Raw genomic sequence first — 25031 nt, forward strand, 5'->3', positions numbered from 1 at the left:
TTTACTTTGTAACTTTAGCAAAAATAAGGACTGCAATGATTTCAAAAGAACAATTTGAAAAGGAAATTGAAATAATAATTGAGAATTCCCTGAGGGAAGACATTGGGGACGGTGATCATAGTTCCCTGGCTTGCATCCCGGCAGAAGCGACCGGAAAAGCCAAATTACTGGTCAAGGATGAAGGTATCATTGCAGGAATTGATTTCGCCCGACGTGTTTTTGAAAAAGTAGATCCTGCCTTGAAAATGGAAGTTTTGATGGAAGACGGGAGCAGAGCAAAGAAAAGGGATGTGGCTTTCTATGTAGAAGGTCCGTCTCAATCTATATTAAAGGCCGAAAGACTTGTGTTGAACGCGATGCAGCGTATGAGCGCGATCGCTACCAAAACCAGGACATTTGTTGATCGTTTGGAAGGGACTAATACTAAGATTCTGGATACCCGAAAAACCACTCCCGGAATCCGGGCTCTTGAAAAATGGGCTGTAAAAATTGGAGGTGGCGAAAACCATCGTTTCGCTTTGTATGATATGATCATGCTCAAGGATAACCATATAGATTTTGCCGGTGGAATTAAAACCGCGATAGAAAAAACCCAAACATACCTAAAGGAAAAAGGTCTGGATCTCAAGATCATTGTTGAGGCCCGGGACCTCGAGGAGATAAGACAGATTTTGGAATCAGGCGGCATACACCGAATTCTTTTGGATAATTTCACTTATGAAGAAACCAGGAAGGCCGTGGAACTGATTGACGGGAAATGCCAAACCGAATCCAGCGGGGGAATAACCCTTGAAACCGCTAAATTATATGCCGACTGCGGGGTAGATTACATTTCCAGCGGCGCATTAACGCATTCTGTTCACAACCTTGATCTTAGTCTAAAGGCTGTGTAATATGAGCACTGAAGAGGTCAAACGCACGAGAAGGGCCAGGTGGATTCGCTGGTGGACCAGCAACGCCAAAGAAGTGATCCTTCCCGGTTTTGAAGGCCTCTCCCTGTATGACCTCATAATAATATTTTATGCGGGGATCGTAAAAGGTACTTTTTCGGCCAGGGCAAGCGCGATCTCTTTTAGTTTCTTTATGGCGCTTTTTCCGTTCCTGCTTTTTGTGCTGAACCTGATCCCGTTCGTGAATTTTATTGATGATTTTCAGATCCAGTTCCTGGCTTTCATCGATTCCCTTCTGCCACCAGACACCAAGGAATTTTTTAATGACATTTTCTTTGATATCGCGGCAAGGAAAAGAGGAGGCCTTTTATCTTTCGTTTTTCTTTTATCTATTTTTCTGATGGCAAATGGTGTGAACACGGTTTTCACAGGATTTGAATTTTCGTACCATACAAAGGTCAATAGATCCATTATCAGGCAATATGTGATCGCAGTGGGGGTTTCTATAATTCTGGCCTTATTATTGCTTATTACAGTGGTAGTTACGGTTTACCTTACCTATCTCACCGAGGATCTTAAAAGTGTAGGTGTAGTAGGAGATGCGGTGATCTGGGCTGATGTAGGAAGGTATATAACCTTTGTCACCATGGTGTACATTGCGATTGCGACCCTCTATTATTTTGGCACTAAGGAGGGCAGGCTGAGCAGGTTCTTTTCGATAGGTGCATTTTTCAGTACCTTTCTAACTGTAGTGACTACGTTTTTGTTCGGATTGTACATTGAGAATTTTTCAGCCTACAACGAATTGTACGGCTCTATTGGGGCCTTGTTGATCTTAATGGTGTATATATGGATAAATTCTAATATATTGTTGCTCGGATTTGAGTTAAATGCCTCACTTCTGAAACTAAGAAAAAAATAACCACTTATTGACTAAAATTAAACTTTGATTATGAAAAAACTAATGTTATTAATGATGGCGATCGTAGTTAGTTCCGTAGCGACTGCTCAAAAGAAAGTTGGAGATGCGGTGCTTCCTAATACAGCTACCTTTCAGGGGGAAACTGTAATGCTTAATGGTGCCGGAGTACGTGAAAAACTTTGGATCGACCTGTATGCCGCCGGATTGTATTTGAATGAAAAATCAAGTGATGCTGAAAAGATATTGAACTCGGAAAAGCCGATGGCGATCAAACTTCACATCGTTTCAAAATTGATCTCCAGTGATAAAATGGTAGATGCGGTAACCGAAGGTTTTGAGAAATCTACTAACGGAAACACTGCCCCAATTCAAAAAGAAATCGATACCATGTTGAATTTCTTTAAAGAAGACATCAAGAAAAATGATGTTTTTGACCTGGTATACCTTCCTACCAAAGGAGTGGTTGCCTATAAGAATGGTAAAGAAAAAGGTGTGGTTGAAGGAAAAGAGTTCAAAAAAGCCCTTTTTGGGATCTGGTTGTCCAGTAATCCTGCCGATGATGACCTGAGAGAAAGTTTATTGGCTAAATAGACAGCCGACTTAGAAATTAGTGATAAACCATTCTTTTTAGGATGGTTTATTTTTTTGTAGCAAAAACACCTTTATTTTTGTCTGAAATCAGCACCCCCGATATGCCTCACTTCATAAACGTAATTTTGCCTTTACCTCTGGAAAAGCACTTTACCTATAGTGTTTCTAAGGACGAAGCAGAATTTCTGCAACCGGGAATGCGTGTAGCTGTTCCCTTCGGAAAATCAAAGATCTATACCGGCTTTGTTTCTGAAGTGCACCAGGAAGATCCGAAGATATACGAGGCAAAACCCATAGAGCAGATCCTTGATAAAACTCCCATTGTCACACCTTTGCAATTAAAGTTCTGGCAATGGATAGCATCCTATTATATGTGTGCAGAAGGGGAGGTGTTGAGATCTGCAGTTCCCAGCGCATTTTTGCTGGAAAGCGAGACCATTGTACAATTGTTGAAGGATTCAGGAGTAGACGAATCTGCTCTGACAGATGATGAGTTTCTTTTGCTGGAAGCTCTGGAGAGACAATCGTCTATGAAGATCAATGAGATCATTCAGTTGCTGGATAAAAAAACGGTCCTGCCGGTTATCAATTCCTTGGTCGAGAAAAAGGTGGTGGTCGTAAACCAGGAGATATACGAGCAGTATAAACCTAAGATGGAACGCTATGTAAAGTTACATGAAGAGCATACTTCCGAAGCAGCAATGCACCAGCTACTTGACGAGCTTAGCCGAGCGCCTAAACAGCGACAGGTGGTATTTACCTTGTTCTCCATGACGGCCCGTGATAAAAAACCGATCAAGGTTGCAGAGCTTACAAAGAAGAGCGGCGCATCAGCTAACATTGTAAAGTCCCTTATAAATAAGAATGTTCTTGAGGAATACAATCTCCAAACCGAGCGGCTTCAATATGAAGAGGCTAAAGTGGCAGATTCTATGGATCTGAATGAATACCAGCAACAGGCCCTGGAGGAGATCGAAACTTCATTTGAAACCGAAAATGTGTGTTTGCTCCACGGGATCACGTCCTCCGGAAAAACGGAGCTCTACGTAAAGCTTATTGAAAATGTGATTGCTGAAGGAAAACAGGTGCTGTATCTCCTTCCGGAAATCGCTTTAACGACCCAGCTTATTTCCCGACTTCAGAATTATTTTGGTGAGAAGGTAATAGTGTATCACAGCAAATATTCTGTGAACGAAAGGGTGGAGGTGTATCAGAATGTTTTGAAGAACAGTCCGAAGGCGCGGGTAGTGGTGGGAGTGAGATCCAGTATCTTTCTTCCGTTCCATGACCTGGGTTTGATCGTGGTAGATGAAGAGCACGAATCCACTTTTAAGCAATATGACCCGGCACCGCGATATCATGCCCGCGATGCGGCTATTGTACTCGGACTTATGCATAATGCCAAGGTCTTGCTGGGGTCGGCGACTCCATCTCTGGAGTCCTATTTCAATGCGGAACACTCGAAATATTCGCTGGTCAATTTAGATCGCCGATTTGGGAATGTGATGCTTCCCGAGATCGAGATCGTGGATATAAAGGAGAAGCATCGTAAAAAGAGAATGACCGGGCATTTTTCTGACAGGCTTCTGGAGGAGATCAGGGAAACTCTGGGTGAGAAGGAACAGGTGATCCTGTTCCAAAACCGGCGTGGCTTTAGTCCTATCCTGGAATGTAATACCTGCGGGCATTCTCCTCAATGTCCTAATTGTGATGTGAGCCTTACGTTCCACAATCATAACAATCAGTTGAGGTGTCATTATTGCGGGTACCACATGGCGCTTCAGCAAAAATGTATGGCCTGTGGCAGCAACGAGCTTTCCACCAAAGGCTTCGGAACCGAAAAAGTAGAGACCGAGCTGAAAGCCCTTTTTCCCGATCATAAGATCGGCAGGATGGATCTGGATACTACCCGCGGAAAACACGGTTATGAAAAGATAATTTCCGCCTTTGAACAGGGGGAGATCGATATTCTAGTAGGAACTCAAATGCTTACTAAAGGTCTCGACTTCCGTAATGTGAGGCTGGTGGGGATCATGAATGCAGACAATCTCCTGAACTTCCCCGATTTCAGGGCGCATGAACGCAGTTTTCAGTTGATGCTGCAAGTTGCCGGAAGAGCAGGAAGGACCGAGAAGCGTGGGAAAGTGCTGATCCAGACCTATAATCCGCATCACCGTATCGTGCAGCAGGTTTCTACCAACAGTTTTGTCGAGATGTACAAGGAGCAGCTGGAGGAACGGAGACAATATAAATATCCGCCTTTTTACAGATTGATAAGAATAACATTAAAAGGGCGTGATTATTCGCGCGTGAATGAAGGAGCCGACTGGCTGGCGACATCCATGAAAAATTCGTTTTATGAGAACGTACTGGGACCCGAATTTCCGCCGGTAGCCCGAATCAGAAATGAATATTATAAGAATATACTCTTGAAGATCCCGCAAAAACAGTCTTTAGGGAAGACTAAAGCGATCCTGGAGAAAATACTGCAAAGCTTTAAAGCGATAGGGGGATTTCGAAGCGTAAGAGTAGTGGTAAATGTAGATCCTTATTGATTAGCGGCTAAAGCCTCAATAAGATTCGCTTTTTTGTGACGGCTTAATGGAATCTGTTGTTTGTCTATCTCAATATTCCTGCTGTTGTACCTTTCAATTTTGTCAAGGTTCACAATGTAGGATTTGTGAATGCGTAAGAATTTGTCAGACGGCAATTGATTCTCAAAAGATTTCATGGTGGCCAGCACGACGAAATTATCTTTTTCGGTCACGAATTTCACATAATCCCCTAAAGCTTCAATATACTTTAGTTTATTAAGGAAAACCTTTCTGTTCTTTAGATTGCTTTTTACAAAGATGTAATTGTCATCTTCTGCTGGTGCGCCTTCATGCTTTAACTTGTAAAGATTAATGGACTTAGATACCGCATTCACAAACCTTTCTTTTGAGATCGGTTTGTGAAGGTAATCCACCGCGTCATAATCAAATGCTTTGAAAGCGTACTTGGTCTTTCCTGTCACGAAAATGATCTGCGGTTTGTTTGGAAGATCATCTAATAGGTCGAATCCTGAGAGGATCGGCATCTCGATATCAAGAAAAATAAGATCAACTTCAGTATCCAACAAGCCGTTTTTCGTCTCTATGGCATTGTTATATTCGGCTACGAGCTTCAGGTTGGGATGATCTTTGATGAGCTTAACAATAGATAGACGTTGTAAGCTTGAATCGTCAACAACCGCACATTTTAATATTACTTCTTCCACTGGATAAAAAAGGTTAGCATTAGCAATAATAATGAAAAAATCTTACAAGTAAAAGAAAATTTGATTTTCAGCGATGAAAAAAGGCAGTTGGACGTACTTTTCAGGGGCTTTGAAAATAGAAATATTAGTGCTACTTTTGCAGCCAATTTAATTTAAAGTAAATTTTTTATGAATCATTATGAAACTGTTTTCATCTTGAATCCCGTTTTATCTGATGACCAGATAAAGGAAACAGTAAAGAAATACGAAGATTTTCTTGTTTCTAAAGGTGCCGAGATGATATCCAAAGAGAACTGGGGGTTAAAAAAGTTAGCTTACCCAATTCAGCACAAGAAAAGTGGATTTTACCACTTATTCGAGTACAAGGTAGCCGGGGAAGCAATTTCTCCTTTAGAAGTTGAATTCCGTAGAGATGAGCGCATGATGCGTTATCTTACTGTGAAACTTGATAAGCACGCGGTTGCATGGGCTGAGAAAAGAAGAAACAGAAACAAAGAAAAAGCGTAAGTATGTCATCTATAGAACAACAAGCGAAAGGAAAAAAAGACGGGGAGATCAGATATCTTACTCCGTTGAATATCGAGACAAACAAGGCGAAGAAGTATTGTCGTTTTAAAAGATCAGGTATCAAGTATATTGATTATAAAGATCCTGATTTCTTAATGAGCTTTGTTAATGAACAAGGAAAATTATTGCCTCGTCGTTTAACAGGTACTTCTTTGAAATATCAGAGAAAAGTGGCTGTAGCCGTGAAACGCGCACGTCATTTAGCATTAATGCCTTATGTTGGCGATTTATTAAAATAAAAAGGGGCTATTATGGAATTGATATTAAGAAAAGACGTAGAAAATTTAGGTTTTAAAGATGACGTTGTGACCGTTAAGCCCGGTTACGGAAGAAACTTTTTAATACCTCAAGGTGCTGCTGTATTAGCAACCCCTTCTGCCAGAAAAGTTTTGGAAGAAACTTTAAAGCAGCGCGCTTATAAAGAGAAAAAGCAAATCGAAGATGCACAAAAGCAGGCTGATAAACTTAATGGACTTGACATTAAGCTTACTGCCAAAGCAGGTGCAGGTGATAAGATTTACGGTTCTGTGACCAGCCAGGATTTAGCTGATGCTTTAGCTAAAGAAGGTGTTGAGATCGAGAAGAAGTACATCACTATCGCAGGTGGAAACATCAAACGTTTAGGTCAGTATGATGCTACCTTGCGTTTTCACCGTGAAGTGATCGTTAACTTCAGCTTTGATGTTGTTGCAGAAGCATAATCACACTTCATAAACATATTAAGCCTGCTTCTTTTGGAGTGGGCTTTTTTTATATTTCTTCGGAAGGATTCCGGTCCTTTCTTGTGCCGCAGCGAGCTTCCGTAGAGATCATTATAAAAGATCTGCCCGGCCGATTGGTTTGCGGGTGGATAACCAAAATTGAATAGCATGAAATACGCCCGATTATCTAAAGAACAATTTGAAGAGTTACACGAGGAATTCATCAACTTTTTAGCGAGCCAGTCCATCACCGGTGACGAATGGGAAGACATAAAGATCAACAAACCTAAGGTAGCCGAAGAAGAACTGGATGTCTTTAGTGACCTTGTTTGGGAAGGCGTATTGACCCAGGCTCGTTTCCTGGAGCATTTCTCTCCCAACCAGATCTACTTATTCAAGATAACCGAGCTTACCATTAATCTTATCGCTGTAAAGGTGGAGAATGAAGAGGTTGATATCACTACCCGTGAAGGCTACACCTGGCTGCAGCAAAACCTGATGGACGAAAGGGTATCACTATATACCTCTTCCAAGGCCATAAGCGAGGACAGGAATAAAGATATCTTCGCGCTCATCCAGCAAGGAGCAGTGATCACCAAAGGGGAATTGTACGAATTCTTTGAAAAGCATCTGGGGCTGTAGGTTCAAGGTTGTGAGGCGTTTTACCTTCATGTTGAATTTATTTCAGCATCATTGTTTTCAAATAAAGAAGACCCTGAAACAAGTTCAGGGTGACGGTTTTGATTAAACCTTGAACTCCGAACTCCCGACTTTCGACTAAAGACTCTCGACTGACTATCGTATACGCAATGTCAGGTCGAGTCCTTCGGCTTTAGCAACTATTTTCGTATATCGTCATGCTGAATTTATTTCAGCACCATTTTGTTTAAATAAAGAAGACCCTGAAACAAGTTCAGGTAACGGTTTTGATTAAACCTTGAACTCTGAACTCCCGACTTTCGTCTAATGACTATCGACTCTTAAACTCCTAACTCCAAACTCCCGTCTATAGACTTTCGACTCTCGACTAAAGACTAAACAGACTCTCGTCTAACATTAGTCGTCATGCTGAATTTATTTCAACATCATTGTGTTCAAATAAGGAAGACCCTGAAACAAGTTCAGGTAACGGTTTTGATTAAACCTTGAACTCCGAACTTCCGACTCTCGCCTAACATTAGTCGTCATGCTGAATTTATTTCAGCATCATTGTGTTCAAATAAAGAAGACCCTGAAACAAGTTCAGGGTGACGATTTTGATTAGACCTTGAACTCCAAACTCCGAACTCCAAACTCCAAACTATCGGCTCCCGTCTAACGACTTTCGACTAAAACCTACTCGTACCTCAAAGACTCAATAGGATCCTGTTTGGCGGCTTTTGCGGCTGGGTAACTTCCTGCCAATATCGCTACAACAATAGTAATGGCCGTGGCCCAGAGGATAGCGACCCATGGCGTGGTGAAATCAAATCCGGCGGCTGAGGATACGGCGAAACCTATCAGGATCCCCAGGATTATTCCGAAGAGCCCTCCTAATTGCCCGATGATCAAGGTTTCCATGAAAAATTGCGTGGCGATCGTGTTCTTTTTGGCGCCCAAAGCCTTTCTCACCCCAATTTCACGGGTACGTTCACTCACCGAAACCAGCATGATGTTCATTAAAGCGATGGAAGACCCAAAAATGGTAATGATAGAGATCACCCAGGCAGCCATGTTCAAATATTTGGTGATAGAAAAGATCCGGTTGATAAGGTCATCACTTTTTGCGATCCCGAAGTTGTTTTCTTCTACGGGGCTCAGTCCGCGAATATTCCGGAAAGTGATGATGGCTTCATCCTGTGCGCCCTCTAAAAGTTGTTTATCGTCTACTTTTACGCTGATGTTGTAATTGATATTTGGCGCCGTGTAAATAGATCTGGCGATCTGTATGGGTACAAGTACTCGCAGATCCTGGTTATTTCCGAAGGTGGAGCCTTTTGATTCCAGTACCCCTACGATCCTGAATTTCACCCCGCGAATGGAAATGGTCTTTTCGAGGGGATCCAGGTCCTTGAACAATCCGTTTTTAAAGTCAGATCCAATAATTGCGACGTGGTTATTGTTTTCCACATCAAAAATATTCAGGTCCCTGCCTTTCTCCACACTTAAACCCGAGTTGGTGATAAAATTCTCATTGATTCCCAGTATAGTTACTTCAGGATCTGTTTTTTCATTTTCATATTTTACCTCGGCATTACGCGTTCCCGTAAAAGAGATGGAGGTCTGCGTTTGTGGGAATTCATACTTGTCCTTGAATTCCTTCACCTCGCGGTAACCCAGGATAGGATTGACCTTTTCCCGCTCCCCGCCATTTACCCGTATTCCCGACTCATAACGTTGCAGGTTGAAGGTATTGGCACCCATAGAAGCAAAATCACTACTGATGGTATTTTCAAGGGCAGCTACGGCACTCAGGATCCCTACAAGGGCGGTGATCCCAATAGCGATGATCATAACGGTAAGGATCGTCCTTAAAAGCTGACTTTTGATGGAGTAAAAAGCGATCCTGATGTTCTCTTTAAAAAGTGGAAACATGCGAGGTTTTTGTTTAGCAATTAGACGCAAGTAAACTAAAGTTGTTACAGGAAGATTTACCGATTATAAGTTCTTCGGAAGACCTGCCCGAAAATAAGGGACTCATTCTTTTATTTTTTCAGATATTTGCGGTTCAGGAAAAATACTAAAAATGGCACAGAAACCCTCTATTCCTAAAGGCACCCGGGATTTTTCCCCTGCCGAAGTAGCGAAAAGGAATTATATCATACAGAACATCAGGGACCAATTTCAAAAATTCGGGTTTCAACCTATTGAGACCCCCAGTTTTGAGAACAGTGATACTTTGATGGGGAAATATGGGGAAGAGGGCGACCGGCTTATCTTCAAAATATTAAATTCGGGAGACTTTCTGAAAAAGGCAGATCAGCAGGCGTATGAGGCTAAAGACAGTCTGAAGATCACTTCTTCTATTAGCGAAAAAGCCTTGCGGTACGACCTTACGGTGCCTTTCGCGCGTTACGTGGTGCAACACCGCAACGAACTGGAATTTCCGTTCAAGCGCTACCAGATCCAGCCGGTATGGCGGGCAGACAGGCCTCAAAAAGGGCGTTTCAGAGAGTTCTTTCAGTGTGATGCAGATGTTGTGGGAAGCACCAGCCTGTGGCAGGAAGTGGAATTTGTTCAGTTGTATGATGCCGTGTTTACGGCTCTAGGACTAAAAGGTGTGACCATTAAGATCAATAACCGGAAAGTACTTTCTGGTTTTGCCGAAGTGATCGGGGAGTCAGATAAGCTTATCGATTTTACTGTCGCGCTTGACAAGCTGGACAAGATAGGCGAGGATGGGGTGAAAAAGGAAATGCAGGAAAAGGGAATTTCTTCGGAAGCTATCCAGAAGATCCAGCGCGTGTTCGACCTGAAAGGGAATTTTGCTGAAAAGATAGAAGTTTTAAAAGATATTCTTTCCACTTCCGAAGTAGGAAAGAGGGGGATCGAAGAACTGGAATTCATTAACAATGCGGTTGAGGAACTTGGCCTGGAAACAGCCGGTCTTGACCTGGATGTGACCCTTGCCCGCGGACTTAACTATTACACGGGCGCTATCTATGAAGTGGCTGCTCCAGAAGGGGTTCAGATGGGATCTATTGGTGGCGGTGGTCGCTATGACGACCTTACCGGCATCTTTGGAATGAAGGACGTGAGTGGAGTAGGGATCTCCTTCGGGTTGGATCGTATCTATCTTGTATTGGAAGAACTGGATCTTTTCCCGGAAACTGTTTCTAAAAATATCGAGGTTCTGTTCATCAACTTCGGAGAAAAGGAAAGCCTGTACTGCCTGAAAGCGGTAAAAGCACTTCGCAAAGCGGGAGTTGCTGCGGAGCTGTACCCTGATGAAGCAAAGATGAAAAAGCAGATGACCCATGCCAATCGCAGGGATATTCCATTCGTGGTCATGGCCGGTAAAGAAGAAATGGATTTCCAGAAGTTCACTCTTAAAAACATGCGCTCCGGCGATCAGTTTACAGTTTCACAGCAAGAGTTGGTTGAGAAGTTGAAGTAGGATCGGTTCTCGGTTCTCAGTTTATGGGTTTTCCGCATCAGAACGTCATGCTGAATTTACTTCGGCATCTTTTGCGCTAAAGAAAGAGACCCTGAAACAAGTTAAGGGTGACGGATTGAAATTAGATGGAACTCTGAATTCTCGACTCCCGACTTTCGACCACAGTCTCCCTAAGAACGTCATGCTGAATTTATTTCGGCATCTTTTGTGCCAAAGAAAGAGACCCTGAAACAAGTTCAGGGTGACGGTTTGAAATTAGATGGAACTCTGAACTTTCGACTCCCGACTTTCGACCATAATCTCCCTTAAAACGTCATGCTGAATTTATTTCAGCATCTTTTAGTTCAAATAAAGAATACCCTGAAACAAGTAAAGGGCGGCGGTTTGAAATTAGATTGAACTCTGAATTCTCGACTCCCGACTTTCGACAACAGTCTCCCTAAGAACGTCATGCTGAATTTATTTCGGCATCTATTTGTGCTGGAGAAAGAGACCCTGAAACAAGTAAAGGGCGTCGGTTTGAAATTAGATGGAACTCTGAACTTTCGACTCCTGACTTTCGACCACAGTCTTCCTAAGAACGTCATGCTGAATTTATTTCGGCATCTTTTAGTTCAGATAAAGAATACCCTGAAACAAGTTCAGGGTGACGGACTGAAATTAGATGGAACTCTGAATTCTCGACTCCCGACTTTCGACAACAGTCTCCCTGAGAACGTCATGCTGAATTTATTTCAGCATCTTTTAGTTCAAATAAAGAATACCCTGAAACAAGTTCAGGGTGACGGTTTGAAATTAGATGGAACTCTGAACTCTGACCTCCGAACTTTCGACTAAAGACTCTCGTCTACCTACTGACCAGGTCTAATTTCTCCATTTCCTCTCCCGAAAGTTTTAAATTCACGGCCTCGTCAAAAGCTTTCAGGTGACTGCTTTTTGTGGCGCTGGCAATGGGTGCGGTGATACCGGGACGGTTCATGATCCAGGACAGGGCAACAGCCGCGTTGGAAACCCCGTGGGCTTTTGAGATCTCATCCAGTTTCTGGAGAATGGCCAATCCCTTATCGTTGAAATACTTTTTCACAATGTCCTTCCGGTCGCCCTTAATGTCTTCTTCCTTACGGTATTTCCCGGTAAGGAATCCACTTGCGAGGGAGAAATAGGAAGTAACCCCCATTTCATATTCCTTGGCGATCTCCCAGTAGCCATCCTCGAACTTTTTCCTTTCCATCAGGCTGTATTCGGGCTGCAGGACACTGTATTTTGGCAGCCCGTGTTCTTCGGAAGCGGCCAGTGACTCCCGAACCCTGTCCGGAGAAAGATTGGAGGCGCCTATGTAGCGGACTTTCCCTTCCTTGATCAATTGTTGATAGGCCTCCAGCGTTTCCTCTACAGGAGTGGCCTCATTGTCCCAATGTGTAAAGTAAAGGTCTATATGGTCTGTCTGAAGGCGTCTGAGGGAATCTTCAGCAGCCTTTAAAATGTAATTTTTAGAAACATCCCTGCTTTCCTTGCCGGGATTGGAACCAACCTTGGTCGCGAGGATTATCTTATCGCGGTTTCCGCGTTCTTTCATCCATTTTCCAATAATGGTTTCAGATTCCCCGCCTTTATTTCCCGGCGCCCAGTGAGAATAGGAGTCCGCTGTGTCTATGGTGGTGAAGCCTTTAGCTGTGACCTCGTCCAGCATATCAAAAGATTCCTTTTCAGTAAGAGTCCATCCAAAGACATTTCCGCCGAAGATGATCGGGGAGATATGAAGGTCGGTGTTGCCGAGTTGTTTGGTTTTCATAGGAAGTTATTTTCCTAAAAAGATAGGAAGGATCTTCTGAAACTGAAAATTTATTTAACTTTACCACTATCAAATCTTTAAGGTTCAAGAAAAATTGCCCCTACCACTTCTTCTTGTAGTAACATTTACCGTTAGTTAATACATTACATGAAAAATTCAGCCCTCCTTATTTTCATGGTCATAGGTATGTATGCTCATGCTCAGAAGACCTACGAATACCCAGATGCACCCAAAGAATCAGTTTTCGACACATATTTTGAAGAAACCGTGCCAGATCCATATCAATGGATGGAAAACCCTGCAGATCCCCGGCTGAAATCCTGGCTTGCCGAGCAGGAAAAGCTTACTCATAAACAAACCAAGCGACAAACTCATATTTGGGATCTAAGAGCCCAGATCTATGCCATGTTTCGTGGGGTGAGAAGAGAAAAGACCGATGATTTCGTGGAGCGGGATCCCAAGCTTCAAAACAAATATGATTTCAAGAACAAGTGGAATAATAATTCTTTAGAGCTACTTTATAAGCCAAAGGATAAAAAGAACTATAAAAGACTTTTTAGGGCCAAAGATCTTCTGGAAAATAAGAATGATCATTTGCAGATCGAAAAAGTTGTAAATGAAGAGGAGAATCTGGTTGCGATTGCTGTTTCTGTTAATGGGAGTGATTGGGCTACCGGATATGTTTTTGACCTGGTAACAGGAGCTCAAATTCCCTTTAAGTTAGAAAATATCAGAGGAGCAGGTTTTTCATGGCATGGAAGAGACCTGTATTATGATGCATACGAGAGACCCGAAACAGGGCGGGAGTTGCTTGATAAGGCAAAGGGCCAAAAATTATACAGGCTTTCTATTGCAGATTCCTCGTCACATCCTGTAGCTCTCTATAGGAATCCTGATACCACAGGGACAAACAGGTTTAGCTTTGATATAATCGATGACAGACTGGTATTAAATCATTATTTAAAATCGAATGGCACGTGGTATAGAGCAATTTCGGTTGCAGATCTCAAGAAAGAATATTTCCAGCCGCAAAGATTCCTCGTCTTTCCATCAGAAGAGGGAACTGAATTGAAAATCACTCACATAAAGAACGATTCTGTATTCCTGCGAACAAATATAGGTGCTCCTCATGGTAAAGTTTTGCTAGCCAACGTAAACCGCCCTAATCAGCTCAGTGAATTCATTCCTGAATATGATATCGATTTACAGTATATGAATAAATTGGGTAAGGATAAACTGGCTTGTGTTTATTTAAAGGAAGGACAGAATATTGCCCTGATTTTTAATTTAAAAGGAGAGCTTTTAAAAAAGATAGATTTTCCGAAAGGAAAAAAACTGAATCATTTTTATGAAGAATCTGATGAGGCCGAATTCACAAGTTTCAGTATAAGTTCTTTCTTCCATCCCCTCACATGGTACCAGATTTCATTGGATGATCTTGAATTCAAAGCGACTGAATCTCTAACGGTTCCTTATAATATTGAGGACCTGGAAACCAGGTATGTTACTTATACCTCAAAGGACGGGGAAGAAATACCTATGTATATTACATGTGGAAAAGAGACGGTTTTAGACGGTAACAATCCGGTGCTTATGTATGGTTATGGAGGATATGGAGTTACTGTAGAGCCATTCTTTTCGCAGTCTACCGGACTTTTATTGGCACACGGCGGTATTCTTGCTGTTCCAAATATTAGAGGTGGAGGTGCTAAAGGAGATGCCTGGGCTCTTGAGGGGAGAAGACTGAAAAAGCAAAACGCCATAGACGATTTTATTGCAGCCGGAGAATATCTTATTGATAATAAGTATACCAATCCTGGAAAGTTAGTAATAACCGGGGGATCCCATGGTGCTATGTTGGTTAGTGCGGCCTCAACTCAACGTCCTGAACTTTTTAAAGCTGTGATTGCTGAAGCTGGTCCTTATGATATGTTGCGTTTTAATAAGTTTACCGTTGGAGCTGTGAATACTAATCTACGTGAATTCGGAGATCCGACGATTCGGGAGGATTATAATATTTTAAAATCTTACTCTCCTCTACACAGCCTTCAAAAAGATAAAAAGTATCCGAATATGTTATTGATCACGGGGGATTCAGACGATCGCGTGCCGCCACATCATTCCTATAAATTTTTGGCTCAAATCCAGGAATTCGGCGATCCTGCAGGATTATATCACATGTACCTAACCCCTGGCTCGGGTCATGGTGGGGCTTTAACCCCGGAAGATGCCGTAGAGAAATTGTTATTTGAATACTACTTCCTGTTTGATCAGTTGGATATAAGATTTTATTAGGTTCCCTGACAATTTATAGGAAGAAATTACCGGTCGCCCGGTAATATCCTGATCATTAGTGATAAAAAATAGCTTTCTGCAAAGCTATATTGTTGATTATTAGTATCTTAGAGGGTGTAACTTATTTGAACTGATAGTACCTACCTATTTGGACCGGTTATTTGTTCCCAAGCCGGTATATGTCGTTGAACGAAAATGGAGAAGAGATGGGGAATTTCAGGATTTATATCGTTTTAATACTACTGGTTTTGATCACCACTTCGGCTTTAAAAGCACAGGAGAACGTAAACAGAGAAATGGTTGAGCGTCTTTACCAGGTTTTACAAACCAGGGGAAATGGTCCTAATGATATTGTCGCGCTGACTCCGGGAATAAACTGGAAGGAAGTAGAATCTTCCGCAGATGTTGATCACCGGAATACCATCAGTTTTCCTGCGGTCATGAAAAACAGGTGGCGCAGCCTTGAGTTTAGGGATCTTGATTTTAAGGAAGTGACAGAAAATGAGATCCTGGTCACGGGGACTGTTTCGGCCCGGCAGCATTCAGAGTGCGAGTTCATCACCAGCAAATTCAGGCACTCCTGGTCTTTACGTGACGGGGAGATCGTTCAGTTCCTGGAATGAAATTTTAAGATCAACAGTGATAAATATAAAAGTAATTTACTCGAGTATTTCAACTTCTTTAGATAGCCTTAAAGGGCTGGCATCTGTTTCCGAAATTTGTTGGTATAAGTTATCATTTACCTCTGTAACATAGCAGGTCAGGATCATTGTAGGCAGTTCTGCTTCTGGATTTAAGAGATCTTCTACCGGTTTTAGTTGATACGTACATTCATCCAGCCAGGTAATAGATAGTTTTAATTTTTGGTTTAGCTCCTTGTTTTCTTCTATCTGAAAATCTTCAGTTCTGGTTATCAATGTTACTCCACTAAGTTCGTCCTCAATTTTAAACTTGCCGGTTCTTATTTTTGAACAGTCAAGTTCATCTGCTCTGCATTTCAGGTTGAATTCGTTTATATATTCCTGAGTAATTAACTCCCTGTCAATTTCTTTGGTGAGATCTAAAAATTTTCTTGATTTCTCACAATCCTCTTTTAAAAGATACAGGATGGACAACTTATAAGTAGTGCTGCTGTAGGTGGGATTTATTTCATAAGACGCTAATAATTTATTTAAGCTCAGATCTAGTTTTGCTTTTGCTTCAGAAGGTGCAGTAAAAGATTCATTATAGTATTCTCCTAAATAGGTTGTCCCGTAATCGGTCAAAATTTGGAAATGCTCAGGGTTAATTTCCAATCCTTTGTCATATTGCTTTCTGGCTTCTTCCATAGCTCCAAGGTTGAAATAGACTGTTCCGAAACCGTAATACAGATCGGCATTTTTAGGATCAAGAAGGTACGCCTGATTAAACCTGCGCATCGCAGTGACTAAATCCCTTTTCTGATATAGGTATTGAAATCCTAGCTGAACCATTTTGTTGCTGGCCATTTGTCGGTCACCATTATATTCACCTAATAACTGATCTACAAAATTCTTATCGGTTTCCTTTTGTTCCTGAGTTTTCTGAATATTTCCATACTCAGGTTGGAGACTAGGATCTTCATTAGCTAAGGAGACCCACCTGTTGAAATTTTCATTCTGGGCTACTCCTGTTGTAGCGAAGATTAACAGCAAAATTTGAAATATTCTTTTCATAACTGATTATTTAGTGTTGCATAACGGGTTTGTATAATGCAACCGGAGTAGGGAAGATAATTGGCTGATCATAGCTGGTTTAGGAGGGAAGTTAATTATTTCTTTGATAAGTTCCACGGAATTTTTGATAACCTCAATTATTGAAAGAAGGATTCCTCTCGCTGTCTGACAAGATATCCTCGGAAAATGATCTTATTTGGACTGCAGAAGAGGGAAGATTAGGTTAATCTTCTTCCAGTAATGCGGAATCAATTTTCATGGGTTCAAAACCCAATTCCTTCAGTATGGTTGTGTAATTCTGAAGCAAATTCCTGATGCTGTCTGGATCGTCAAGATCCACCTTTTTGAGAAGAAGGATCTTTCCGAAGAAGTAGTGCCGCCGGAAACCATGATCCTTTTTCAATTTTTTGATCTCAGCATCCTTGTTTTTTAGATCTATTAACGGAATGATCTCCAGTTTGGGTTTGTCGCTTTCAGTGTCAGGCAGGCCCAGGCGAAAGAAGTAGCCGTCGATCTCCCCAAGTAAAAGAGTTTCCAGTTCCCGGGTGATGCTGCCAATGCCGTCGAGTCGGCCATGAAAATCCAGGCTTTTGAAGGCAGGTTTGTCAAAAAGCCATTTCTTTTCTACCAGGGAATTGTAATTGTGGATGACCGCGGCCGCCACAACCAGCAACGCGAAGCCCGCCGCGTATAGAATGGACTCGTTAAATCGTTCAATAATGATGGTGAGGCCGAAGCCTTTTCTCAAGATCGGCGGCAGAAAAGTGAAGGGGAAGACCGCGAAGAAGCAGATCACTAAACCTCTTAATAGCGATCTCCTTTCATTTTTTATGATGAGGACCAGGTCTTTCATTTATATTAAAAATGGATGTTCAAAAAGACATTTATTTATGACAGTAGATCAGAGGATAGGTTGTTATTTTTTCACCAGTTTTTTAATGTGTTTTTCAAGTTCTCTTTTATTCATGTTTGTATAGAGATCCAATACACTGTTTGTTTGATCAGGTTCTTTTTTTAATAACAGCCTATAATATCCCAGGACCTTCCGCATTGATTTCACCGAGGATTTTTTCAGGTCATACTTGTTACCTGATCTGATTTTATTTGCTAATTGATTACTTGTATACACCAGGTTGATTTCGAAGTAGTACTTGTAATCCCTTTCGTGGTCCATGAATTCCCGTAGGCCTGAAAAATTCACAGGGAAATTGGGATATTTTACCACTTGATATGTAATGTAACCTGCTACTTTTGAAACAAATTCTTTGTTGGTTTTTTCCACCGGGTTTGTGGAAATCCATTCAATTGCTTCCAGGATTTCAGATTCCGATTTGACTTCCAGTTGTCCGAAGGTTTTCGTTTGAAACGAAACGACAAATAAAAAAATGAGAAATGAATATTTCATATTTACTAATAATTACTTAGGGCGTCTTATCTTCTCGTAAACTATAGAGGCACTACTATTTTTTCAATTCTTCAATTTGAATTTTTGCAAATTCTTTAGCCCGGTCATCTCCGTATTTCGCGGTCTTTTCATAATATTCCACCGCTTTTTCTTTGTCTCCTTTCAACCTGTAGCCCTGTGCGATATTTGATAAGACAATATAGTCTGTTGGGGTTATTTTTTCTGCTTTTAAAAGGGGTTCCAGGCCTTTGTCATACTCTCCGGTCAATAAATAAGTGATCGAAAGATTAGACAGGCTCTCTATATTATTCGGGTAATATTTTAAAATTTCCCGGGCAATACTTCTCATGTTCATTAATAATGCGTCCTTGCCGGTGTTATACAATTGTACCTGGTAATCCTGTAGGCTAGAGAGAAAAAAATCTTCCCCGTTCTGCTGTAATTCATTATTCGTCCAGGTCCATTTATTATTGTTTGTGGAAGAATATTCTATGGTTCTTATAATTTCTGAAGTGAATTTATCCCAGTCTTTAACTTGTCCCAGGACATAGATCTTCCCGAATCTCATATCTAACCTGTCAGGATATAAAGCAATTCCCTGCTCGATTATTTCCAGGGCGTTTTGCAGATCTTTCTGATCGTAGTATACTTGATTGCCAATATATCCCTGCACCTGGTCTAAACTGTCTGTGATCACGAAACTTTCTCCTTTCGGCTGGCCTTTGGTGATGCCGATCCCGTTTTCTTTTGACTTCAGGAAATAATAATTAAAGAAACTGGTGAATAGCTCGGGATCCTGTGGTGCGGCTTCTTTCCATTTAGTTAATATGTTTAGCTGTGCGGTTGTATCTGCTTGCTGCAATGCCTGCTGGAATTCTGTACTGTAATTCTGGCCATACGTGAACTGGAAAAATAAGATCGCGGTAATGGTAAGGTAAAAATGTTTTTTCATTTATTGATTTTAATGCCTGAAAGGCTGGTGTGATACAAATGGGTCATGTACTAGTTTTCGTTGGTTTAAGCCTGGTTTGTTTTTGCGCTAATCAAATATCTTAGGGCGTATCTTTCTTTACCAGCTGGGCTGTTTCTTTTGCTATTCCTATGCTTGCAATAGATCCGCTGTTGAAATTTAAAAAATCCTTCTCGACCCCATCACTGAAAATAATTCCGTTATTAGGCATATAAGACTCTACGGTCAACCTGTTATTTCGAATAACTCCGGCCGTCATCTCAACCTGTGTCTGAATACTTTTAAATGGTTCTCTTACGGCAAAGAGCAAATCATTTTCCCTTAGTTTGGGTTGTTTAGGGGTTAGGTTTTTTTCAAAAAGACCGGTGACCCCATAGGCCATGTTAAAAATGGAGCTTAGCCATCCCGTTGAACCGGCCGGAGTCGATATGATAATTCCACTGGAAGATTGCTGTTCCGTTTTATCTTTAAATGATATTTTATATCTCGCTGAAACGTGAGAAGAAGCTCCAATGAACAGGTCATTAAACGCAAGCAGCCTTTGACCGTCATTTAATTTCGCTTCAGCAAATCTCATAACCTTGGCACTGTAATCATTGGTTATTACATTTTCAACTCCCTGGATAAAGTTGCTGGTATTAAAAGGTAATAATATCCCGTCATACCTATCCGTATCGGGATTTACGGCAACTATAGGAAGGTTCTTTGAATACTTTGCAGTGTTGGCTACCAGGCCATCCTGGCCTATAACGATTATGAGATTTTTCTCGGAAAATATATAGGAAGAAACGAATTGCCTGTCTATAGTCTTGTTCTTTATCACCTTAGACAGTTGTGTTTGCAGGGAATTTAATGAGTTCTTAAAGATCTCATCTTCAATTTCGTACTCTTCAAAATTACCGCCAAGTCTTTCAATGTAAAACTTAGCTTGTGCTTTAGTATTAAACCTTTCAATAAGCGTTTCAAGCCGCGTTTTACTTTTTACGATTATGGCATACTCAAATCTCATTTTTTGACCTCTCTCTTATTATTCAGGATCGAGTCTAAAAGCTCCGGGCTTATGTTCAAGTTCCCGATCTTATCAGCATTATCTGCCAATTCTCTAAAGGCTAATGAAATATTAAAACGCGGATCTGAATTGTTATTCAGGGCCGTTAAGGTTTTCCAGTCCATTTCACGATATGGTTTCAGGGTTGTTTCTAAAACGTACCCTTTTGTTTCCGCCTCTTTTTTATCATTTTCGGTCTTTTGTTCAATGAGGGCCTTTCTTTGATTTTCAACTGAAATATCTGCTTCTATTTGCATCTCTCTCAGTTTTCTTTGGTTATCGGCTTTTTGAACATCAGATTCCATTTTCTTTTCCGCGATCTGCTTTTGCTTTTCCTCAACCGCGATTTCGGTGTTCAATTCCGATTCTTTAATGATCCGTTCCTGTTCAACAGCGAAATTTCGTCTTTCATAAATAGCCTGGTCAGCTTCCTGTTGTAACTTTTCCCGGGTTTCGGTTTCCAGGGCTCTTGCCATTTCAGGGGTGGCTTTTATTGCCAGGATATTGGCGCCGAGAATTTCTATTCCCAGCATTCCAATGGCTGCGGAGGACCTGAGGCCGGAAGTGATATTTTCTTCTATTGCTTTTGCTGACCGAATAGCCTCTTTTAACTTTATGTCGTGGATATATGCCGAAGTAGCGGTCTGTGCCTCGTTGATAATTCTTTGATTTAATTTTTCAATATCATTTTTCTTGTATTGCCCATTATCCTCCACCGTAAAATCCAGCACATCAGCCAGGGTTTTAGGGTTACTGATCTTATAGCTTATTTGACCTTGAATGGTTACGGTCTGATAGTCATTTGTAGACTCATTGAAAACAAAAGGCAGGTCATTACTTCCCATGGGAATTGCTACAATGGAACTGTTTGGAGCAAAATAGAAAAAAGAAAGGCCTCTTCCTTCCCGTTTTATGTTCCCGTTCTTAAATTGAAGAACATAGGTCATGGAGTCAAATTTGATGTGTTTTATGCCGAACATATGATGATTGGTTAAAGTTGGTTGGTTTTTTGATTTATAATGGCGCCACGATCTGTTGCAATTTCCTTATCTCTCATAACTAAAAGTTGTATCCCCGTTCACTGTATAATCCTGCCTGCTTTCTATCGAATCGTTTCTTTTTAAAACTGTGCGTGAAATTAATTTTCAGGTTCAGAGAATCTTAGCTTCAGTTTCTACAAGTATTTTGTAAATTCCAGTTTGAGCGTCAAATTCAAATTCAGCTTCTCCAATTGTTATTTCCTTATATTCTGTATAGTCGCAACAATCTCCCATTTTTCTTTCGGCATCAACATAAAGGTCAAAAATGTGATCATCAGAAATATCAATTTTTAGATTGACGATTTCTGTTTCCCAACCAATTGAACCAATTTCGATTAGATTCCTGTCATTATCTGATTTGAAGGTGAATTCTACCGGCTCGTTATTATTCAAAGCGTCGGTTATTGATATATCTCCAGAGTCATAAGTGCCATTGGTGAATAAATTTTCTCCACTTGTCTTATCGACTATTTCAAATAGAAAACTTTCCGGAGGCGTGAAGCAGAGTATGTCGTTACATTTATCATCATTGCAACTTTGTAAAAAGGCCATCAATACGAGTAAAATAAGGTTGATTTTTTTCATTTTTTGAGTTCTTAGGTTAAATAGATTTTAAAAGTTCATTAAATGTTTTTCAACGGCTACTCTTAATGCCGGTAACGGTCTTGAGATAAAAGGCAGTTATGAAGGTTATTTAAACCGTTCGTAGCTGTTTACTGGATACCCCCTGTGCTGGTATATTTTATTTTTTCAAATGTTTCTTTTATCAATTTATACCGGTTCACTTCCTGCTCAAAGTTTATTGCGCCGGGCACGGTTACATATTTTTTAATAAACTCAAATCCAATCGTTTCCAGCGTTTTGTTGGGTGCGGGGTTTAACGCATAGGGTTCGCACCATAAGATCTGTAGATCAAGCCTGTCGAAAAAAACAGGAAGTGATTTTAGCACCATGCTTGTGCCAAGTCCTTTTTTTCTGTTTTTCGAATGCCATATGTGCAAATGCATCGTTGCATCCTGCCCATAGCGTATCGGGTTTACGTTACAATGTCCCGCGGGAATTCCGTTGATTTCTAAAATCAAGGCCAAAGAAGCTTTTTCGGGATCAGGGGTTTGAATTTGGCTCAATAACATATGGGTCAAACCTTCTCTGGTGGGCAGTTTATGGAGGTCTACCCCCATGCTCATCAAAAAGTCCCGGTCTGAAGTTAGCCAGTAATCAGCGACTAATTCAATATCCTGTTTTGTTAAGTCTCTGACTTCAATTTTGTCTTTTGTTGCCATAATTGAACGCAAGTTGGCGGAGTAAGGGACCGCTCCCGGCAGCTATCGGGATTGTTAGCTATTTGCTCGTTAACCGATGTTGAAAGCAGTTTTATTATTGCGACCAAAGGGTGTTATCCTCTGTTCTAATTAGTGTTCTCTCGTCTTTGATTATAAAAGAAAAATTCATTTTCCTGTCTTGATCAAAATATAGTTCTATTTTTTTATCTATGATTTTATAAGTAACTCTGTAAACTATATCACCGAATCCGAGGTCTGCTTGAGAATTACCGATGAATTGAATGTACTCAGTACAGTCAAATGGTTCACAATTTGAATTTTCCTGTATAAATCTGCCATTAATTTCCATCAGATCAGTATTATCTTTTGAACAAGATGATACTATTGTCATTGTCATTAAAAGAAATATTTTAAAAATGAGCGATTCTCTTTTTTTCATTTTTTAAGATCCTGTGTAAATTACTTACAACGTACCCGTTTAACGTAAGTAGCGTACTTGGGAAACGTGAATTTATTGGTTAAGTTATCTTTTTAAAGGTAGTCAAAAATGTCATTTTTAGCAGGCTCTTCCGCTATTTGCTTCGTTAACCGTTGTTGGCTGTAGTAATTTACTCCAAAATTATATTTCCTTGTGAATCATATTCAAAATTCCAGGTTTTTTCAAAGACAGAAGTAACATTGTTATTAGAGTAATGTATTTCGGTATATTTTCTATAGTTATTTTTTGAAATTGAACGATAAAAATATTCATCTAATAAATTCAATCTTTTAAATGGATTGATGGAATTATCATATTCTTCAAAAGTCCTAACAATTTTATTCCCAATAGCAATTCCGTTATGTTCCTCAGTAATTTCACTCTTTACTAAATTTTGATTTTCATCATAAGTGAATTGTTCTGAATATGTTAATATATAATCATTGCTGTCATCAGGGTTATATGACATATCAGGAAATATAGTTTTAATATTTATTAGCTTATTACTGTCATAAATATACTGTTGTTGTTTATTCCAAGAGTTAGTGGTTCCATGTGGAATATATTTCTGTAAAATTTGTTGTTGGCTATTTAATGTGTAGTAACGGACATTTTCAGGAACATCAAAATTTGTTGAAGACGAAAAAGTTTTAACAACAACTTCCTTCTCAGAATAAATTAAGGTTGTGAAAATTTCATTTGAGAAAAAAGTATTGTAACCAGTACTTGCTGATAAAGTCAACCATCCACCTGTTTTTTTAGTAAGTCGCAAATTATCATCGTATTCAAAATAGACATAATAATTGTCATTTTGGGAATTTAGATCGACAATATCCAACTTTATTTTGGTAACTAATTCTGCCGAATTATCTATAGGAATGACATCATCATCTGAGCATGAAGTCAAAAAGATAAATATTAATGAAAATAGAAAAGACTTTTTCATACTATTAATTATTACAGCCAACGTCTCTGGTTAACGCAAGTAGCGGACCTGGGAAACGTAACATTTTTTGACCGAATATTTGTCCAAAAATCATAAAAGTCAGGAATAAAATTAGAGGGTTTTTCATTGATGTTGGTCTCGATTCATTGGCGCTAACGTCCCTAATAACACAAATTGCAGCTTGGAGACTAGAATTTTTTCAGTTAATCACTTTTTTAAAATAGTAGTCAAAAATGTCATTTTAGATGATCAGCCGCTATTTGCTCGTTAACCGCTGTTGTAAGTAGTTTTTATTCTATTTTTTCATATTTCAGTCCTGGTCCGTCACAAGCATTCCAAGAATTGTAAAAAATGGTTTCAGATTGAAAAATCATAGTCTCTTTAATGTTTGATGTGCAAGATCCAATTATTTCGCTTTCACTATTGAAGTTCAATTCTAGCAATTGTTCTTTAGAATTATCAGTCAAATTATACGTGCCCGAAACTTCTGTTACAACTCCATCTCTTTCTCTTGATTTTTGAAACGTTCCATTGGAATTTAGTTGATAGGTTTCTTGCCAGTCCATTTCAGAACCAGTTGTTTCAGAATTTGGAATACTGCCAGTCATTTGTATAAGTTTCCAAGACCCAATAATTTCTGATTCCAAATTAATGCTATCATCATTTTTATTACAAGAGAATAAAACTCCGATTACCATTAAAAAGAAAGTTTGCTTTTTCATAATATGTTTGATTTATTATATAGATGCATTATTTTCATTTAGTTGCGTCAAATTACTTACAACTCCTTATAACCCTGATTTAATTTCTCTCCACCTGCTCGCCGTGATAAAGAAAATTATGTTCACTTAAAAGAGCTTTGTTTATTCCTTTAAAAATATCAAATAATTCTTAAATTTTTGTTACGGGTTTCCGTAAATCTCAATGAATTGTTAAAAAAATATTTAATTTAATGAAATTGTAATTAAGAATGGCCGAAAACTGCCGTTGCCAGGTTAAAGAATATTAAGACAGGCTGGGAGGGAAGTGGAAAGTTGATCGGCTCGACTTCCGC

Annotated in this window: 26 protein-coding genes; 12 read left to right on the plus strand and 14 right to left on the minus strand. The window is 40.1% G+C overall.

Going from position 1 to position 25031, the window contains the following annotated elements:
- Positions 1–35 precede the first annotated feature (35 nt).
- From nadC to priA, 4 genes are all read left to right on the plus strand, one after another.
- Positions 36–893: a carboxylating nicotinate-nucleotide diphosphorylase gene (gene nadC, locus ACFQ1G_RS00445; protein ID WP_380736259.1), complete on the plus strand. Its 858-nt coding sequence runs from the start codon at positions 36–38 to the stop codon at positions 891–893.
- Between the two features lies 1 nt (position 894).
- Positions 895–1812: a YihY/virulence factor BrkB family protein gene (locus ACFQ1G_RS00450; protein ID WP_380736260.1), complete on the plus strand. Its 918-nt coding sequence runs from the start codon at positions 895–897 to the stop codon at positions 1810–1812.
- A gap of 30 nt (positions 1813–1842) precedes the next feature.
- Complete coding sequence (locus tag ACFQ1G_RS00455; protein ID WP_380736261.1) at positions 1843–2403, plus strand: chalcone isomerase family protein; 561 nt, start codon at positions 1843–1845, stop codon at positions 2401–2403.
- Positions 2404–2504: 101 nt separating this feature from the next.
- Complete coding sequence (priA, locus tag ACFQ1G_RS00460; RefSeq protein WP_380736371.1) at positions 2505–4958, plus strand: replication restart helicase PriA; 2454 nt, start codon at positions 2505–2507, stop codon at positions 4956–4958.
- On the opposite strand, the gene ACFQ1G_RS00465 is transcribed toward priA, so the two are convergent.
- Positions 4952–5662, minus strand: coding sequence for a LytR/AlgR family response regulator transcription factor (locus ACFQ1G_RS00465; protein WP_380736262.1), 711 nt, complete (start codon positions 5660–5662; stop codon positions 4952–4954). The genes priA and ACFQ1G_RS00465 overlap by 7 nt on opposite strands.
- A gap of 168 nt (positions 5663–5830) precedes the next feature.
- Between ACFQ1G_RS00465 and rpsF the strand changes: the two genes are divergently transcribed.
- The 4 genes from rpsF to ACFQ1G_RS00485 all read left to right on the plus strand — a co-directional run bounded on the left by rpsF (position 5831) and on the right by ACFQ1G_RS00485 (position 7572).
- Entirely contained in the window at positions 5831–6169 is a 339-nt protein-coding gene (gene rpsF, locus ACFQ1G_RS00470; RefSeq protein ID WP_380736263.1) for a 30S ribosomal protein S6, read from the plus strand.
- Between the two features lie 2 nt (positions 6170–6171).
- Positions 6172–6468 carry a 30S ribosomal protein S18 gene (gene rpsR, locus ACFQ1G_RS00475; RefSeq protein WP_029036469.1) on the plus strand — a complete coding sequence of 99 codons (297 nt, stop codon included), beginning with the start codon at positions 6172–6174 and terminating at the stop codon, positions 6466–6468.
- Between the two features lie 12 nt (positions 6469–6480).
- Complete coding sequence (gene rplI, locus ACFQ1G_RS00480; RefSeq protein ID WP_380736264.1) at positions 6481–6930, plus strand: 50S ribosomal protein L9; 450 nt, start codon at positions 6481–6483, stop codon at positions 6928–6930.
- 168 nt (positions 6931–7098) lie between these two features.
- The gene (locus ACFQ1G_RS00485) at positions 7099–7572 is read left to right on the plus strand and encodes a DUF6495 family protein (RefSeq protein ID WP_380736265.1); all 474 of its coding nucleotides are present in this window, start codon (positions 7099–7101) and stop codon (positions 7570–7572) included.
- 693 nt (positions 7573–8265) lie between these two features.
- On the opposite strand, the gene ACFQ1G_RS00490 is transcribed toward ACFQ1G_RS00485, so the two are convergent.
- Positions 8266–9504, minus strand: a complete 1239-nt coding sequence (locus ACFQ1G_RS00490; RefSeq protein ID WP_380736266.1) for an ABC transporter permease — start codon at positions 9502–9504, stop codon at positions 8266–8268.
- A 151-nt stretch (positions 9505–9655) separates the two neighbouring features.
- On the opposite strand from ACFQ1G_RS00490, the gene hisS reads away from it, so the two are divergent.
- The gene (gene hisS, locus ACFQ1G_RS00495) at positions 9656–11026 is read left to right on the plus strand and encodes a histidine--tRNA ligase (RefSeq protein ID WP_380736267.1); all 1371 of its coding nucleotides are present in this window, start codon (positions 9656–9658) and stop codon (positions 11024–11026) included.
- 450 nt (positions 11027–11476) lie between these two features.
- Positions 11477–11863, plus strand: a complete 387-nt coding sequence (locus ACFQ1G_RS00500) for a hypothetical protein (protein ID WP_380736269.1) — start codon at positions 11477–11479, stop codon at positions 11861–11863.
- Between the two features lie 10 nt (positions 11864–11873).
- On the opposite strand, the gene ACFQ1G_RS00505 is transcribed toward ACFQ1G_RS00500, so the two are convergent.
- The gene (locus ACFQ1G_RS00505) at positions 11874–12818 is read right to left on the minus strand and encodes an aldo/keto reductase (RefSeq protein ID WP_380736270.1); all 945 of its coding nucleotides are present in this window, start codon (positions 12816–12818) and stop codon (positions 11874–11876) included.
- Positions 12819–12965: 147 nt separating this feature from the next.
- On the opposite strand from ACFQ1G_RS00505, the gene ACFQ1G_RS00510 reads away from it, so the two are divergent.
- Entirely contained in the window at positions 12966–15113 is a 2148-nt protein-coding gene (locus ACFQ1G_RS00510; protein ID WP_380736271.1) for a prolyl oligopeptidase family serine peptidase, read from the plus strand.
- Between the two features lie 179 nt (positions 15114–15292).
- Positions 15293–15736: a hypothetical protein gene (locus tag ACFQ1G_RS00515; RefSeq protein WP_380736272.1), complete on the plus strand. Its 444-nt coding sequence runs from the start codon at positions 15293–15295 to the stop codon at positions 15734–15736.
- 36 nt (positions 15737–15772) lie between these two features.
- Here ACFQ1G_RS00515 and ACFQ1G_RS00520 read toward each other — a convergent pair whose 3' ends face one another.
- The 11 genes from ACFQ1G_RS00520 to ACFQ1G_RS00570 all read right to left on the minus strand — a co-directional run bounded on the left by ACFQ1G_RS00520 (position 15773) and on the right by ACFQ1G_RS00570 (position 24699).
- A complete protein-coding gene (locus ACFQ1G_RS00520) occupies positions 15773–16807 on the minus strand; it encodes a tetratricopeptide repeat protein (protein ID WP_380736273.1) in 1035 nt (344 codons plus the stop codon).
- Between the two features lie 223 nt (positions 16808–17030).
- Entirely contained in the window at positions 17031–17660 is a 630-nt protein-coding gene (locus ACFQ1G_RS00525) for a hypothetical protein (RefSeq protein ID WP_380736274.1), read from the minus strand.
- A 63-nt stretch (positions 17661–17723) separates the two neighbouring features.
- Positions 17724–18212 (minus strand): hypothetical protein, encoded by a 489-nt coding sequence (locus tag ACFQ1G_RS00530; RefSeq protein ID WP_380736275.1) that lies wholly within the window; start codon positions 18210–18212, stop codon positions 17724–17726.
- Positions 18213–18267: 55 nt separating this feature from the next.
- Positions 18268–19164, minus strand: a complete 897-nt coding sequence (locus tag ACFQ1G_RS00535; protein ID WP_380736276.1) for a tetratricopeptide repeat protein — start codon at positions 19162–19164, stop codon at positions 18268–18270.
- A 100-nt stretch (positions 19165–19264) separates the two neighbouring features.
- Entirely contained in the window at positions 19265–20191 is a 927-nt protein-coding gene (locus tag ACFQ1G_RS00540) for a sugar kinase (RefSeq protein ID WP_380736277.1), read from the minus strand.
- Positions 20188–21210 carry an SPFH domain-containing protein gene (locus tag ACFQ1G_RS00545; protein ID WP_380736278.1) on the minus strand — a complete coding sequence of 341 codons (1023 nt, stop codon included), beginning with the start codon at positions 21208–21210 and terminating at the stop codon, positions 20188–20190. Before ACFQ1G_RS00545 ends, ACFQ1G_RS00540 begins: the two co-directional genes overlap by 4 nt.
- A gap of 171 nt (positions 21211–21381) precedes the next feature.
- On the minus strand, positions 21382–21855 hold the full coding sequence (locus ACFQ1G_RS00550) for a hypothetical protein (RefSeq protein WP_380736279.1): 474 nt from the start codon (positions 21853–21855) through the stop codon (positions 21382–21384).
- Between the two features lie 128 nt (positions 21856–21983).
- Positions 21984–22553: a GNAT family N-acetyltransferase gene (locus ACFQ1G_RS00555; RefSeq protein WP_380736280.1), complete on the minus strand. Its 570-nt coding sequence runs from the start codon at positions 22551–22553 to the stop codon at positions 21984–21986.
- Between the two features lie 94 nt (positions 22554–22647).
- Positions 22648–22992 (minus strand): hypothetical protein, encoded by a 345-nt coding sequence (locus ACFQ1G_RS00560; protein ID WP_380736281.1) that lies wholly within the window; start codon positions 22990–22992, stop codon positions 22648–22650.
- 169 nt (positions 22993–23161) lie between these two features.
- On the minus strand, positions 23162–23977 hold the full coding sequence (locus ACFQ1G_RS00565) for a hypothetical protein (RefSeq protein ID WP_380736282.1): 816 nt from the start codon (positions 23975–23977) through the stop codon (positions 23162–23164).
- Between the two features lie 290 nt (positions 23978–24267).
- Positions 24268–24699 carry a hypothetical protein gene (locus tag ACFQ1G_RS00570; RefSeq protein ID WP_380736283.1) on the minus strand — a complete coding sequence of 144 codons (432 nt, stop codon included), beginning with the start codon at positions 24697–24699 and terminating at the stop codon, positions 24268–24270.
- Positions 24700–25031: the final 332 nt, after the last annotated feature.

Source organism: Salinimicrobium gaetbulicola (genome assembly GCF_042676025.1).
GTDB lineage: Bacteria > Bacteroidota > Bacteroidia > Flavobacteriales > Flavobacteriaceae > Salinimicrobium > Salinimicrobium gaetbulicola.